The 13,289-nt window shown below is 60.1% G+C and carries 11 protein-coding genes and 1 pseudogene; 5 read left to right on the top strand and 7 right to left on the bottom strand.

The window, feature by feature from the left end:
* Positions 1-97 precede the first annotated feature (97 nt).
* A pseudogene (locus tag ACFQ4G_RS17955) lies at positions 98-610 on the bottom strand (IS5 family transposase); the annotation flags it as partial.
* A gap of 174 nt (positions 611-784) precedes the next feature.
* Positions 785-2,116: an MFS transporter gene (locus ACFQ4G_RS17950; RefSeq protein ID WP_238202772.1), complete on the bottom strand. Its 1,332-nt coding sequence runs from the start codon at positions 2,114-2,116 to the stop codon at positions 785-787.
* A 368-nt stretch (positions 2,117-2,484) separates the two neighbouring features.
* Between ACFQ4G_RS17950 and cyoA the strand changes: the two genes are divergently transcribed.
* The 4 genes from cyoA (at position 2,485) to cyoD (ending at position 6,794) form a co-directional block, all read left to right on the top strand.
* Entirely contained in the window at positions 2,485-3,618 is a 1,134-nt protein-coding gene (gene cyoA / locus ACFQ4G_RS17945; RefSeq protein WP_238202921.1) for a ubiquinol oxidase subunit II, read from the top strand.
* A gap of 136 nt (positions 3,619-3,754) precedes the next feature.
* On the top strand, positions 3,755-5,758 hold the full coding sequence (cyoB, locus tag ACFQ4G_RS17940; RefSeq protein ID WP_238202775.1) for a cytochrome o ubiquinol oxidase subunit I: 2,004 nt from the start codon (positions 3,755-3,757) through the stop codon (positions 5,756-5,758).
* 5 nt (positions 5,759-5,763) lie between these two features.
* Positions 5,764-6,393 carry a cytochrome o ubiquinol oxidase subunit III gene (gene cyoC / locus ACFQ4G_RS17935; RefSeq protein ID WP_238202777.1) on the top strand — a complete coding sequence of 210 codons (630 nt, stop codon included), beginning with the start codon at positions 5,764-5,766 and terminating at the stop codon, positions 6,391-6,393.
* Complete coding sequence (cyoD, locus tag ACFQ4G_RS17930) at positions 6,390-6,794, top strand: cytochrome o ubiquinol oxidase subunit IV (RefSeq protein WP_238202779.1); 405 nt, start codon at positions 6,390-6,392, stop codon at positions 6,792-6,794. The genes cyoC and cyoD overlap by 4 nt, the downstream gene beginning before the upstream one ends.
* Positions 6,795-7,021: 227 nt before the next feature.
* Here the strand turns inward: cyoD and ACFQ4G_RS17925 are convergent, their stop codons facing one another.
* Complete coding sequence (locus tag ACFQ4G_RS17925) at positions 7,022-8,602, bottom strand: glycosyltransferase family 29 protein (protein WP_238202781.1); 1,581 nt, start codon at positions 8,600-8,602, stop codon at positions 7,022-7,024.
* Between the two features lie 275 nt (positions 8,603-8,877).
* Between ACFQ4G_RS17925 and ACFQ4G_RS17920 the strand changes: the two genes are divergently transcribed.
* A complete protein-coding gene (locus ACFQ4G_RS17920) occupies positions 8,878-9,600 on the top strand; it encodes an SURF1 family protein (RefSeq protein WP_238202923.1) in 723 nt (240 codons plus the stop codon).
* A 4-nt stretch (positions 9,601-9,604) separates the two neighbouring features.
* Here ACFQ4G_RS17920 and ACFQ4G_RS17915 read toward each other — a convergent pair whose 3' ends face one another.
* From ACFQ4G_RS17915 to rplM, 4 genes are all read right to left on the bottom strand, one after another.
* Positions 9,605-11,695 (bottom strand): prolyl oligopeptidase family serine peptidase, encoded by a 2,091-nt coding sequence (locus tag ACFQ4G_RS17915; RefSeq protein ID WP_238202783.1) that lies wholly within the window; start codon positions 11,693-11,695, stop codon positions 9,605-9,607.
* Between the two features lie 98 nt (positions 11,696-11,793).
* The gene (locus ACFQ4G_RS17910; RefSeq protein ID WP_238202786.1) at positions 11,794-12,045 is read right to left on the bottom strand and encodes a hypothetical protein; all 252 of its coding nucleotides are present in this window, start codon (positions 12,043-12,045) and stop codon (positions 11,794-11,796) included.
* Positions 12,046-12,124: 79 nt separating this feature from the next.
* Positions 12,125-12,604: a 30S ribosomal protein S9 gene (gene rpsI / locus ACFQ4G_RS17905; RefSeq protein ID WP_238202788.1), complete on the bottom strand. Its 480-nt coding sequence runs from the start codon at positions 12,602-12,604 to the stop codon at positions 12,125-12,127.
* 2 nt (positions 12,605-12,606) lie between these two features.
* Positions 12,607-13,068, bottom strand: coding sequence for a 50S ribosomal protein L13 (gene rplM / locus ACFQ4G_RS17900; protein ID WP_238202790.1), 462 nt, complete (start codon positions 13,066-13,068; stop codon positions 12,607-12,609).
* Positions 13,069-13,289: the final 221 nt, after the last annotated feature.

Here is a 13,289-nt window from a genome sequence, read left to right as displayed (position 1 = left end):
TCGTGATCAGGCTCCGCATGCGATGCCCTCCAAAAGCCTCGCAGAAGCCCAATTCCCAAACCGGCGCTACATCAAATCCTCAAATGCGATTCCCCTGCGGTCCAGCCCCATCGCGATCCTGCACGTCGGCGGCCTGCAGATCGAGAACGAGGGCGCGGCCGTCTGTATCGGCCAGGGTCTGGCGCTTGCGGCCCTCGATCTTCTTGCCAGCGTCGTAGCCGCGCGGGCCGCCACTCTCGGTGGTCTTGACGCTCTGGCTATCGAGCACCGCGGCGGTGGGTGAAGCGCTTCGACCGACCCGCTCGCGGTCGGCCATGACGAGCGTGTGGTTGATCCGGCCGAACAGCCCATCGTCGCGCCAGCGCGCGAAGTAGTCGAACGTGGTGCTACGCGGAGGAAGATCCTTCGGGATCAGCCGCCAGGCGATGCCGCCCCGCAGCACGTAGAAGATCGCGTTCCAGATCTCGCGCATCGTCCAGACGGGCGGACGACCGCAAGGGGCCGGCTCCGGCATCAGTGGCGCGATCACCGCCCATTCCGCATCTGTCAGGTCGGTTTCGTAGCGCAGGCTCGCACGGCTATGCTGCCGGCGGGTGGTCGGGGTCCACATGGCACTTCCAGATCAGGCTTCAGCACCCTTCTGGAATCACTGCCATCCCGGCCACTCAACCCCTGCCGGACATTATCGGACAGGCTCTAAATCCTGATCCGTGCCGTGGATAATGGGAAAAGGTCTGCATGGAATCCATCGGGACCTTTTCCCATACAACACCATCGACAGACTTCAGACGGTAGCAACCTTCCTATTGATTGCGAGAGCGCCTAGTGTCGCAATGGCTCCAGAAAGAAGGTAGACTCCGACCCAGGCCAGCCCAAAGCGGCTCGACAGGCTGAGCGCCACCAGCGGCGCGAAACCGGCACCGATCAGCCAAGCGAGGTCGGAGGTTAGAGCTGCACCAGTATAACGGTAGCGCGTGCTCAGGTACTCGGTCACCGAGCCGGAGGTCTGACCGTAGGAGAGACCGAGCAGACCAAAACCAACGAGGACATAGATCGTCTGTCCTGTCTCACTATCGCCGAACAACAATGGTGCCAAGATGCTAGCTAGGCTGAACGCGCCGATGAGACTCGCGGCGATGCCTACCAAGCGGCGGCGGCCAACCTGATCGGCGACGATTCCCGAGATCACGATAGCGCCGGCGAAAACGATGGACCCCACGAACTGCACCAGCAGAAATTCACCGGCCGAACGCTTCGTGAACAGGGTTATCCAGCTGATCGGGAAGATGCTCACGAGGTGGAACAGAGCAAAGCTAGCCAGTGGGACGAAGGCGCCGATGAGTACGGTGCGACCCTGCGTGCGAATCATTTCCCATACTGGGGTCGGAGCGAGTTCGCGGGTCTCGAGAAGCTGAGTGAACTCCTCCGTGGCGACGAGTCGCAGCCGAGCGAAGAGAGCGACCACGTTTACCGCAAAGGCCACGTAGAAAGGATAGCGCCAGCCCCAATCCAGAAAGTCGTCCATCGATAGGTTGGCAAGAAAGAATGAGAACAGGGCACTGGCCAAGCCGAACCCAATAGGCGCCCCCAACTGAGGGATCATCGCGTACCAGCCCTTGCGGTTGCTCGGAGCTTTGATCGACAGAAGCGACGCGAGACCGTCCCATGCACCGCCGAGCGCAAGGCCCTGACCTATTCGAAATGCGGCGAGCAACCAGATCGATGCCATACCGATGCTGTGATAGGTTGGCAGAAAGGCGATCGACACTGTCGAGCTGCCGAGAAGGAACAGAGCGACCGTTAGTTTGACCCCTCGTCCGTGCCTCCGGTCGATCTCCATGAAAATCACGGATCCGATAGGCCTTGCCACGAAGGCGAGGGCAAAGAGAGCGAACGCGTAAAGTGTGCCGTCGAGCGGAGACACGAAGGGGAAGAAGACCTTCGGAAAGATCAGCACCGAGGCGATCCCGAAGACGAAAAAATCGAAGAACTCCGATGTCCGGCCGATCAACACGCCGACGGCGATATCGCCGGGTGCGACCTCAGGTTCAGTAGCGCCTGCACGAGCGCCCGAACTCAAGTGGGGCGGGGTCTGCAACGCGTAATCTTGGCTCATGGAACGGCCATTCGCTGCTGGGTGGGTGGGAGGACACGCCACACTTGGCGAGCCCCTGTGTTCCTATTATGTAGCATTGCTGCGCTGCGGCAAAGCGGTGCATCGACGCGACTCGCGATCATCTGTGGCATATAACGCTAGCGCGGCGAATTCCTGCTTACTGCCTCTCGCAGGATAAGACAGCTATGCTCTCGACGCCCGACTGAGTGAAGCGGGACGCACTTGTCAGTATGGCTTTGCGCTGTGCAGGAGAAACACGTATCGAACGCCCGTCGCCTCAATCGATCCGCTACGAAGCATCGCTTCTCGTCAACCAGATCCTCCTCCTCGACGTTCCGTCACCGGACGTCCTCACTGCAGCCGGTCGGATGTCATCCAGATCCTTGCGCGCTCTCGCGTTACTGCCCATTGCTGCTCTACTGCCGGGCTGCAACATGGTCGTCATGCAACCAGCTGGCGATATCGCCACGAGGCAGCGTGACCTGATCATTGCCTCGACAGGGCTGATGCTGCTGATCATCCTACCAGTGATCGCGTTCACCCTCTTCTTCGCATGGCGCTATCGTCAGTCGAACACCGAGGCCGAGTACGATCCGGATTGGCATCACTCGACGCAACTCGAGGTGCTGATCTGGTCGGCGCCCCTCGTGATCATCATCGCTCTCGGCGCGTTGACCTGGATCAGCACCCATACGCTCGATCCCTATCGCCCCCTGAGTCGCATCGATGCTTCTCGGCCGCTTCCCGCTGACGTGAAGCCGCTCACGGTGGAAGTAGTCGCCCTCGATTGGAAGTGGCTGTTCTTCTATCCAGAGTTGGGCATCGCATCGGTAAACGAGTTGGCAGCACCCATCGATGTGCCGATCAATTTCAAGATCACGTCGGCCTCGATGATGAATTCCTTCTTCATTCCGGCTCTGGCGGGGCAGATCTATGCCATGGCCGGCATGGAGACGAAGTTGCACGCCGTCATCAACAAGGAGGGCATCTACGAAGGTTTCTCGGCCAACTACAGCGGCGAGGGATTTTCTCGGATGAACTTCAAGTTCCATGGGCTGGCCAGGGATGGGTTCGATCAATGGGTCGCCAAAGTAAGGGCCGAAGGCAAGGAACTGTCTCGCGATAACTACATCGCTCTCGAAAAGCCGAGCGAGCGTGAGCCGGTAACTTACTACTCGTCGGTCGCCCCTGGCCTCTTTCAGGCCATTCTCAACATGTGCGTCGTGGAGGGAAAGATGTGCATGGGTGAGATGATGAGCATCGATTCCAAGGGGGGCGCCGGCAAAGAGAGCCACGCCAACCATGAGCGGCTCCGCTACGACAATCGCCATGCCGAGCGCGGCGAGGAGGCACAGGGAGCGACCTTCCCCGCCTCCGAGAAGAAGCCGCGCACGCAGGAGGTCGATCCTGCCAAGGCGCCTAATGGCGGACACGAGCACCACGACCATTCCATGCCGGGCATGAAACACGATGATCCCGCCCCAGCGCAGTTGAACCGCTAGGCCGACGCAATGACGCGCGGCCTTCGGGAGAGGCGCGTTCGAGCAACGGCATCACTAGTTTAAACCCGCAAGGGACGAGCATCGCGACGATCGGTGCCTCCATCCTCTCGCCGAAAACCGGGAACGAAGCGATCCCATGTTTGCCAATCTCGATCTTCAGAAGCTCCTTTTCGGGCGCCTGACTCTCGAAGCCATCCCATATCACGAGCCGATCCTACTCGTGACCTTCATCGGCGTCGCCATCGGTGGCGTAGCTGTGCTCGGACTCATCACCTACATGCGCTGGTGGGGCCCGCTGTGGCGCGACTGGTTCACATCCGTCGATCACAAGAAGATCGGCATCATGTATGTGGTGCTGGCTCTTGTAATGCTGTTGCGCGGATTCTCCGACGCACTCCTCATGCGCTCGCAGCAGGCCATCGCCTTCGGAGCCAACGAGGGCTACCTTCCTCCACACCATTACGACCAGATCTTCACTGCCCATGGCGTGATTATGATTTTCTTCGTGGCCATGCCCCTGGTCACCGGCCTGATGAACTTCGTCGTGCCGCTGCAGATCGGCGCGCGTGACGTGGCGTTCCCGTTCCTTAACAACTTCAGTTTCTGGATGACCGTAAGCGGTGCCGTGACGATCATGGCTTCGCTTTTCGTCGGCGAGTTCGCGCGGACCGGTTGGCTCGCCTATCCGCCGCTCTCCGGCCCCGCGGGCAGTCCGGGCGTCGGCGTCGACTATTATATCTGGGGCCTACAGATTGCCGGTATCGGGACGCTCCTATCGGGCATCAATCTCATCGCCACCATCGTGAAGATGCGTGCGCCCGGCATGACGATGATGAAGATGCCGATCTTCACTTGGACATCGCTCTGCACGAACATCCTCATCGTCGCCGCCTTCCCGATCCTCACAGCCGTTCTCGCGCTGCTCTCCCTCGACCGTTACGTGGGTACGCATTTCTTCTCGAACGACCTAGGCGGCAATCCGATGATGTACGTGAACCTCATCTGGATCTGGGGTCACCCAGAGGTCTACATCCTGATCCTGCCGGCTTTTGGCGTGTTCTCCGAGATCGTCTCGACCTTCTCCGGCAAGCGTCTCTTTGGCTACGCCTCAATGGTCTACGCCACCGTCGTCATCACGATCCTGTCCTATCTCGTCTGGCTGCACCACTTTTTCACGATGGGCTCGGGTGCCTCGGTAAATTCGTTCTTCGGCATCACGACGATGATAATATCGATTCCGACGGGGGCAAAGCTCTTCAACTGGCTGTTCACGATGTACAAGGGCCGGATCCGATTCGACGTGCCGATGCTCTGGGCCATCGGCTTCATGGTGACATTCACCATCGGCGGTATGACAGGCGTTCTGCTTGCCGTGCCCCCGGCCGACTTCGTGCTCCACAACAGCCTATTCCTCATCGCTCACTTCCACAACGTCATCATCGGCGGCGTGCTGTTCGGGATGCTGGCCGGCATCACCTACTGGTTTCCCAAGGCATTCGGCTATCAGCTCGATCCGTTCTGGGGGAAAATGTCGTTCTGGTTCTGGCTGGTTGGCTTCTACTTCGCGTTCATGCCGCTTTATGTGCTAGGCCTGATGGGCGTGACCCGCCGCGTGCAGCATTTCGACGATCCGTCCCTGCAGATCTGGTTCATCATCGCCGCTTTCGGTGCGGTGCTCATAGCGCTCGGCATCTTGGCCTTCATCATCCAGCTTGTCGTCAGTTTCATGCGGCGCGAAGAACTGCGTGACGTCACTGGCGATCCGTGGGGCGGCCGGACCCTCGAATGGTCGACCTCGTCGCCGCCACCGGACTACAACTTCGCCTTCACGCCGGTGATTCACGACCATGACGCGTGGTCGGACATGAAGCGCCGCGGCTACGCGCGGCCGCTGAAGGATTTTCGCCCAATTCACATGCCGAAGAATACCGGAACGGGCATGATCCTGGGTATCCTCAGCATCGGCTTCTCGTTTGGCATGATCTGGTACATCTGGTGGCTCGCGGCTCTGACCTTTATCGCCATGGCCGTGGTGACCATCGGGCATACGTTCAACTACAACCGCGACTTCCACATCCCTGCCGACACCGTCGTCGGCACCGAGGCTGCACGGACTCGGTTGCTCGAGAGGCGGGTCTGAGAACCATGGCGTCGCACTCCCTCACCCTCGCCAAGGACGGCGAGGCTCCCTCCTTCTATATGGAGGAAGATCACCATCCCGAAGGCGGCACGATGCTCGGCTTCTGGATCTATCTGATGAGCGATTGTCTCATCTTCGCGGCCCTATTTGCCACCTACGCTGTGCTCGGGCGAAACTACGCTGCGGGGCCGTCTCCGAAGGATCTGTTCGACCTGCCGCTGGTAGCCTTGAACACCTCGATGCTGCTGTTCTCTTCGATCACCTATGGCTTCGCTATGCTGGAGATGGCCAATGGCAAGCAGGCACGGATGCAACTCTGGCTCGGTGTGACCGGGCTGTTCGGCCTCGCATTCATCGGGCTCGAACTCTACGAGTTCGCGCACCTCATCCATGAAGGAGCCGGGCCGCAGCGCAGCGCCTTCCTGTCGTCGTTTTTCACGTTGGTAGGCACGCACGGTCTGCATGTGACGCTTGGTCTGGTCTGGCTCATCGTGCTGATGGTCCAAACTGAAAAGAAGGGTCTGATCCCTGAGAACCAGCGTCGCCTGCAATGCCTGTCGATGTTCTGGCACTTTCTCGACGTGATCTGGATCGGCGTCTTCACCTTCGTCTACCTCATGGGAGTGCTGCAATGAGCGCCGCCAGCCAGTCTGCGCATGTGGCTGATCACGAAGAAGATGTGAAGGGTCACGGCGACCAGAGCGGTCACGGCTCCTTCAAAGGCTACGTCACAGGCTTCGTGCTCTCCATCATTCTGACGGCGATCCCGTTCTGGCTGGTGATGGGCGACGTCCTTGGCAATGACCGTCTCACCGGCCTTGTCATCATGGGATTTGCCGTCATGCAGATCGTAGTGCACATGGTCTATTTCCTGCACATGAACACGAAGTCCGAAGGCGGGTGGACGATTCTGGCCCTGATCTTCACGCTAACACTAGTGGTGATCACACTCACCGGCTCGGTCTGGGTGATGTACCACCTGAACACCAACATGATGCCGATGACTCCAGCGAGCCTGCATCAGCACGCTCATTGATCCCGGTCGCAATGGGGTATCCATTGCGACCCAGGTGTAACGCTGCCAGCCTTGGGTTTTGGCCATGCGGGGGGCGATACATCTGAAACTCGTTATCAGTTCCCAGCGCCTCCAAGCCAAAGCTTGAGACTTCGCTTGAAGAACGTCGTCGGCTTGCACATGTCGTCTGGCTTAAAGACGCGATGCGCGAAGAAAGTCGGCGGCAGATATTGGGAAGCGACTCGTGCTCAATCTGGAATTTCGACTGGAATTTCGTTAAGTTCGGTCCCGTTCCCGAAAAAGCTATCGAAAAGGTCTCGCTCCTTCTCCCACATATGCCCAACTGACGGTTTGGCATGCTCGAAATAGTGCGCGGAACTGTGGTTCAGGCCGATTTGATCAGTGAACGAAAATCCAAAAAAGTCGTCTCGTCGAATATTGACGCGGAGTTGTTTCAGAAGATAAATGAATGAAATGCCGGAGCTTGGACTTCCGCCCAGCACGCGCGACAACTTGGTATGGAAAGGCTGCGGAAACACGCAGAGCGTATGGCCTTCATCGCGTAGCCGCTTGGCTGCTCGCCAAATCCGTCCTCGATAGAGGATGCTCGCTGACGAAACGATGATCAGTGACGGCGAATTCTGATTCTGCAGTTCAAAATCGGCCCGCCCGCCAGATTGCCGCACGATAGCCGTGACCTTACTTCCGTAGTCGATGTTGTAGGGCGGGTCGGTATTAAATCGATTGAAGCGAACGACATCCGCGTAGGAATCGATCCTTTTTCCCTGTCCCCTGCCAATTTCACAGGCGGAATTGCCAACGACGGCAACTGACCGGGTTTCATCGCTGAAGCGCGCACGAAGATTCTCCTCGCTGCGAGCAAGCTCTTCATAGAGTTCGTAGTAACTGTTTAGATCTTTTTGTGCTGAAGCGGGCACATCCAACCCATGCTCTTTAATTAGCTTTGCGACCGCGAGGCAATTGCGGAATTTTGATTTCAATGCTGGCGTCGCTTCGAGAATTTCAAGTGCATCGTTGGTCGATCCAAGTTGTACGAGAAGGGAAATTTTTACTTGCAGAATTTCATTGTTGTTTTCTAGTGGGTAAGCTTCAATATGCTCGTCAATGAGAGTGACGAGGGCATGTGAGGGACCTTCGAAACGCCATTTAAAATCGACGAACTCATCAATCAGTGAAAGACGGCGATTGTAATCCTGAATTGCCAATAGCTTCTGAAAAAGACGATGCGTCGTTGGGGTGTTGGCTGCATTGCCTGTTCTAATGATGAGGCGGTCGTAAAGGATCTCCTGTTCGGCGGAACGGCCAACGCGGCCGATGCGGCAGATCCAGTCCGCCAGTTCTATATGACCCAAGTAGTACGCTCGTTTTGCGAGCGACCGACGTATCGCTTCTGCAATCTTTGTATCCTTCTCTTTATGAATGGCCATTCTGGCATGGTATCGAGCACGGTCAAGGTCGTTGTGCCAAAGATATACTGCAGCTGCTCGACCTTGAAATGCAGAGAATTTTGATAAATATTCCATTTTATATTTAATTTCATTCATGCTGCTAGAAATTGTATAAGTATTATAGTCAGTCAAAATATACATCTGAGTTAGGCGTGGGCTTGTTAATCCACGAGAAAAATAACTTTCAGCTAACTTAACGGCTGTAAATTTATCTTTTATTGCCTGAAGTGCCCTAAAGTACTTAATATTTATATCTTCTGCAGTGGTGTCGAGCCTGTAGGCTTGAGCGAGATACGTCACCGCAAGATCGTGCTTCCCTTCATCCACCGCCCTGGAAGCCAATGCGGTCAAGCGGTTCACGGGCAATCGGCGAGCGGGTTTCGAATGTGCCATCTGGACTTGCCTCATCATTTTGTTTCGTGCGTCACCATCTCGGAAAATCTGCCGCATTAAGGGCCACGTCTTCAATTTGCTTGGTCGGCAAAATAATTCGATCTTCTTAATGGTTACTCCACCTCAGCAGCATGCTAGCAACGTTTCATCTTTTCCCAATGAATAGCTTGTACCGTCTGCCTTCCGTCTCGTATGAGAGACACTGCTTACGTTGGCAAACGACGAGACCTCGGTTGACACGAATGACTGGAACGAAGTCGCTTGTCATCATCTCGACGACCCTATTATTGGTTGTGTGTTTTTTGGCGCTCGGCACATGGCAAATCCAGCGGAGGGTATGGAAGCATGATCTGATCGCTCGCATCAATGAGCGGATCCACGCTGCCCCGGTTCCTGCACCGCTTCGACCAGATCAGGCCGTCGTCGATCCATCGTCTGACGCCTACCGACATGTCTTTGCGACCGGAACGTTCGCTCACGATCACGAAACTCTCGTTCAGGCAGTCACCGATCTTGGCGGCGGGTATTGGGTGATGACGCCGCTCGTCTCGGCGGATGGAACGGCTGTTCTCGTTAATCGCGGCTTCGTTCCTGCCGATCGCCGCGATCCCGAAACGCGGCATTCCTCCGCGCGGATCGCGGGTGAAACGCGGGTGGTCGGACTGTTGCGGCTGAGCGAGCCGGGTGGCGGGTTCTTGCGCTCGAACGATCCAACTGCCGGGCGCTGGTACTCGCGCGACGTCGCAGCCATCGCCGCCGTTCGTGGGCTTGGGCCAACAGCGCCCTACTTTATCGATGCCGATGCCACACCAAATCCCGGCGGATATCCGGTGGGCGGTCTCACGGTGATCGCCTTCAGTGACAACCATTTGGTCTACGCGCTGACATGGTACGCACTGGCCATCATGGCTGCGACTGGGGGTGCCTATGTCATCCGTGACGGGATGCGCCGGCGCGGCGCCTGAGCCTTTACCCCTCCTTCGGTACCCAGCCGATGGATTGCCTCAGAAAGCCCATGCCAAGGGCGAGGAAGGTCGCGGTCTCAGAATTGTCCTTGCCGTAGCCGTGCCCGCCCGCCGCTGGCTCGAAGAAGGCTGGGTCGTAGCCAAGATGCCGGAGCTTCTCCGCCATCTTGCGCGCATGTCCTGGATGGACGCGGTCATCGCGGCGCGTAGTGGCGATTAGAATCGGTGGATAGGGCTGCCCGGCCTCGGCCACGTGATAAGCGGAGGTGGCCCCTAGGAAAGCCCAATCCTCCGCCACGTCCGGGTCGCCATATTCTGCGATCCAACTCGCCCCCGCAAGGAGCTTCGTGTAGCGCCGCATATCGATGAGCGGGATCGTGCAGAACAATGCACCGAACCGTTCGGGGTAGCGGGTCAGCATATTCGCGATGAGGAGGCCGCCATTCGAGCCGCCCTGGGCGGCGATGTGCTGCGGTTTCGTCACGCCCCGCGCCACGAGGTCGGCGGCGACAGCCGCGAAGTCGTCATGCGCCAGCGCCTTGCCCTCGCGCCGCCCAGCCTGATGCCATCGGGTGCCGAACTCGCCGCCACCGCGGATATTGGCGACGACACCGGTGCCGCCCTTCTCCAGCCATAGCTTGCCGAGGACGCCCTGGTAGGTCGGCAACAGCGAGATCTGGAAGCCGCCATAGGCCGAGAGATGGACCGGCGCCTCGCCGGTCTCCCCCGCGGGACCGACCTGGACATAGGGGATGCGCTCGCCATCCACCGAGACGGCTTCGTGTCGGGTCACCCTCAGGCCGCCCGGATCGAAAGCGGGCGGCGTGGTGCGGAGCACGGTGGGTGCCGAGAGGTCGCTCGGGATCGACAGCAGGGTCGGCGGCGTCAGCGGGTCCTGCACCATGGCGAGGAGCGAGCCGTCGGATTCGCTCGGCTCGGCATCGAAGGGCCAGACCGAGACCGTGCCGATCTCGGGCAGACCGGGAAGGCTCAGGCGGATCCAGCCTTCCTCTCCGGGTTCGAACACGCTGTAGGCAGGACGCAGATCGTCGAGGGCATCGACGATGAGGCGTGGGCCGGCCCAGGACACGTTCTGCAGTGCCCGCCGTTCGGAAGGCTCCCACAGCACGGTGAAGGCCCTGTCGCCTTCGAGGAATGCCGGCAGGGCGATGGCGAGCACCGTATCGGCCGCGTGAACGCTGCCGCCGACATCCCAGACGGAGCGCGTTCGGATGACGAGATCGTCTCCATGAAGAGAAATTTCTGCGTCGGTGGGAGCATCGAGGCGATGGGTCGGCCCGTTTCGGTCGCCGATATGCACGGTGCCGTCGAAGAATCCGGTGCGCTCCATGAACACCACGCGCTCGGCCGGCGCGTCGTGATCGACCCCGCCCCAGAGGCCCATATTCTCGGGCGCGGTCTCGAGCAGGATGGTGGCCGCGAGCGGGTCCTGGCCGCGCGTCCAGAGCCGCACCGTGCGCGAATAGCCGGCGCGGGTCGCCATGCCCTCGCCGAGTGCGCTTGACAGGATCACGGTGTCGCGGTCGAGCCAATCCGCTCCGCCCTTCGCCTCGGGGAGGGTGAATCCGTCGGCGACGAAGCTGCGGGTCGGAAGGTCGAATTCCCGCAGGATGGTGGCGTCGCCCCCTCCCCGGCTGAGCTTCACCAGGGCGCGGTCGTGGCGGCCGGGGATCAGCGTCGCGCCGCCCCAGACCCAGTCGATTCCTTCGGCTTTCGCCAGGGCGTCGATGTCGATGAGGACGTCCCATTCGGGCGTGCCGGCGCGGTAGGAGGCCTCGTCGGTGCGGCGCCACAGGCCGAGCGGATGCTCGGCATCGCGCCAGAGATTGTAGAGCAAACCGCCGCGCCGGGTGACCAGCGGGATCTTGTCCGGCCGGTCGAGGATGGCCTTCGCCGCCTCCCGGTCGCGCTCCATGGTCGCGTCGGTGAAGCGCGCCAGCGTCTCGGCGTTGCGGGCCTCGACCCAGGCGATGGCGTCTGCCCCTTCCACCTCTTCGAGCCAGAGATGGGGGTCGTCGTCGGGGGCGGAGCGGGTGGGGCGGGGATCGAAGGCGGGGCGCTGAGGCTGAGTCATGCCGCCAGATTTACTGCGATTTTCGCCCGATTGCGACGCCTTCCGACACGGGATTCGACCCGCCTTCGGTACAGGATTCGGCGGAGCTTCGAGCCGGATCAGCCCTCGAGCGTGCCCCAGCCCGGTTTCCACGCGCTCTGCGGATCGATCACCACGATTTCCATCCCGCCCTCGTTGGCCACGTGGACGGCGATGCCGAAGGCCTGGGCGATGGGCATCACGCCGGTGGTGCTGAACTGGCGTCCGTCGGCGAGCTTGACCTCGCCCTTCACCTCGTCGCCGGCCTTCGACAGGCAGAGCGTGACCGCTGTGACGACGGGAGCGTGGACGCGCCGGAAGACGTTGGGCATGAAAAACCTCGCACGATGTCGCGACAAACGAAAAGGGCGGCCGAGGCCGCCCTTTCCAGAGACGAGATGGTCGAAACGCTCAGCGCTTCGAGAACTGGAAGCTGCGGCGAGCCTTCTTGCGGCCGTACTTCTTGCGCTCGACCACGCGGCTGTCGCGGGTGAGGAAGCCTTCGCGCTTCAGCGGCGCGCGCAGCTCCGGCTCGTAGTAGGTGAGAGCCTTGGACAGGCCGTGGCGCACGGCGCCGGCCTGGCCCGAGAGACCGCCGCCATGCACCGTGACGGTGATGTCGTACTGGTCGACGCGGTTGGCGATCTGCAGCGGCTGGCGCAGGATCATGCGCAGCACGGGGCGGGCGAAGTAGGTCTCGACCGTGCGGCCGTTGACCACGACGGTGCCGTTGCCGGGCTTGATCCAGACGCGGGCAACCGCGTCCTTGCGCTTGCCGGTGGCGTAGGCGCGGCCTTGCGCATCGAGCTTCTGAACGTGGACGGGAGCCGCGTTCTCGGGGTTCTCGACGTTGGCGCGGTTCAGGTCGGAGAGGGACTGGAGGGTCGCCATGATCAAGCGCTCACGTTCTTGCGGTTGAGGCTGCCGACGTCGAGCGCCTGCGGCTGCTGGGCGGTGTGGGGATGCTCGGAGCCCTTGTAGACGCGGAGGTTGCCCATGATCTGGCGGAACAGCGGGCCGCGCGGCAGCATGCGCTCCACGGCCTTCTCGACGATCCGCTCGGGGAACCGGCCGTCCAGGATGAACTTCGCGGTCCGCTCCTTGATGCCGCCCGGATAGCCGGTGTGGTGGTAATACACCTTCTGCTCGCGCTTGCGGCCGGTGAACTTCACCTTCTCGGCGTTGATGACGATGACGTTGTCGCCGCAATCGACGTGGGGCGTGTACGCGGGCTTGTGCTTGCCGCGCAGGCGCATGGCGACGATGGAGGCGAGCCGGCCGACGACCAGGCCCTCCGCATCGACGATGATCCACTTCTTGTCGACGTCGGCGGGCTTCAGAGAAAAGGTCTTCATCCCGTGGCGTTCCGTATGATGTCTTGCAAAACGATGCGCCGCCACGTGAGACACGCAGCGGCGGTGGAGGCTGCAATACGGGGCGACGAGTGAGTCGTCAAGGTGCATTGGGGGATGCAAAACGGCAAAAACGGTAAGCGGATGAAGGATTTCGGGGTTGAGGTATCAGGATACCGTATCCATCCCACCCAATCACCTCATCCTGAGGCGCCCGCGCCAGC

Source organism: Methylobacterium marchantiae, assembly GCF_042679825.1.
GTDB lineage: Bacteria > Pseudomonadota > Alphaproteobacteria > Rhizobiales > Beijerinckiaceae > Methylobacterium > Methylobacterium marchantiae.
Note: the sequence above shows the minus strand (reverse complement) of the source record. Positions and strands in the feature narration are given on the sequence as shown.

Coding starts and splice junctions, on each gene's coding strand:
- ACFQ4G_RS17915 (WP_238202783.1), bottom strand. CDS start 11,695: ATGACTCAGCCTCAGCGCCCCGCCTTCGATCCCCGCCCCACCCGCTCC.
- ACFQ4G_RS17950 (WP_238202772.1), bottom strand. CDS start 2,116: ATGAGCCAAGATTACGCGTTGCAGACCCCGCCCCACTTGAGTTCGGGC.
- ACFQ4G_RS17920 (WP_238202923.1), top strand. CDS start 8,878: ATGACTGGAACGAAGTCGCTTGTCATCATCTCGACGACCCTATTATTG.
- cyoD (WP_238202779.1), top strand. CDS start 6,390: ATGAGCGCCGCCAGCCAGTCTGCGCATGTGGCTGATCACGAAGAAGAT.
- cyoC (WP_238202777.1), top strand. CDS start 5,764: ATGGCGTCGCACTCCCTCACCCTCGCCAAGGACGGCGAGGCTCCCTCC.
- cyoA (WP_238202921.1), top strand. CDS start 2,485: ATGTCATCCAGATCCTTGCGCGCTCTCGCGTTACTGCCCATTGCTGCT.
- rplM (WP_238202790.1), bottom strand. CDS start 13,068: ATGAAGACCTTTTCTCTGAAGCCCGCCGACGTCGACAAGAAGTGGATC.
- rpsI (WP_238202788.1), bottom strand. CDS start 12,604: ATGGCGACCCTCCAGTCCCTCTCCGACCTGAACCGCGCCAACGTCGAG.
- cyoB (WP_238202775.1), top strand. CDS start 3,755: ATGTTTGCCAATCTCGATCTTCAGAAGCTCCTTTTCGGGCGCCTGACT.
- ACFQ4G_RS17910 (WP_238202786.1), bottom strand. CDS start 12,045: ATGCCCAACGTCTTCCGGCGCGTCCACGCTCCCGTCGTCACAGCGGTC.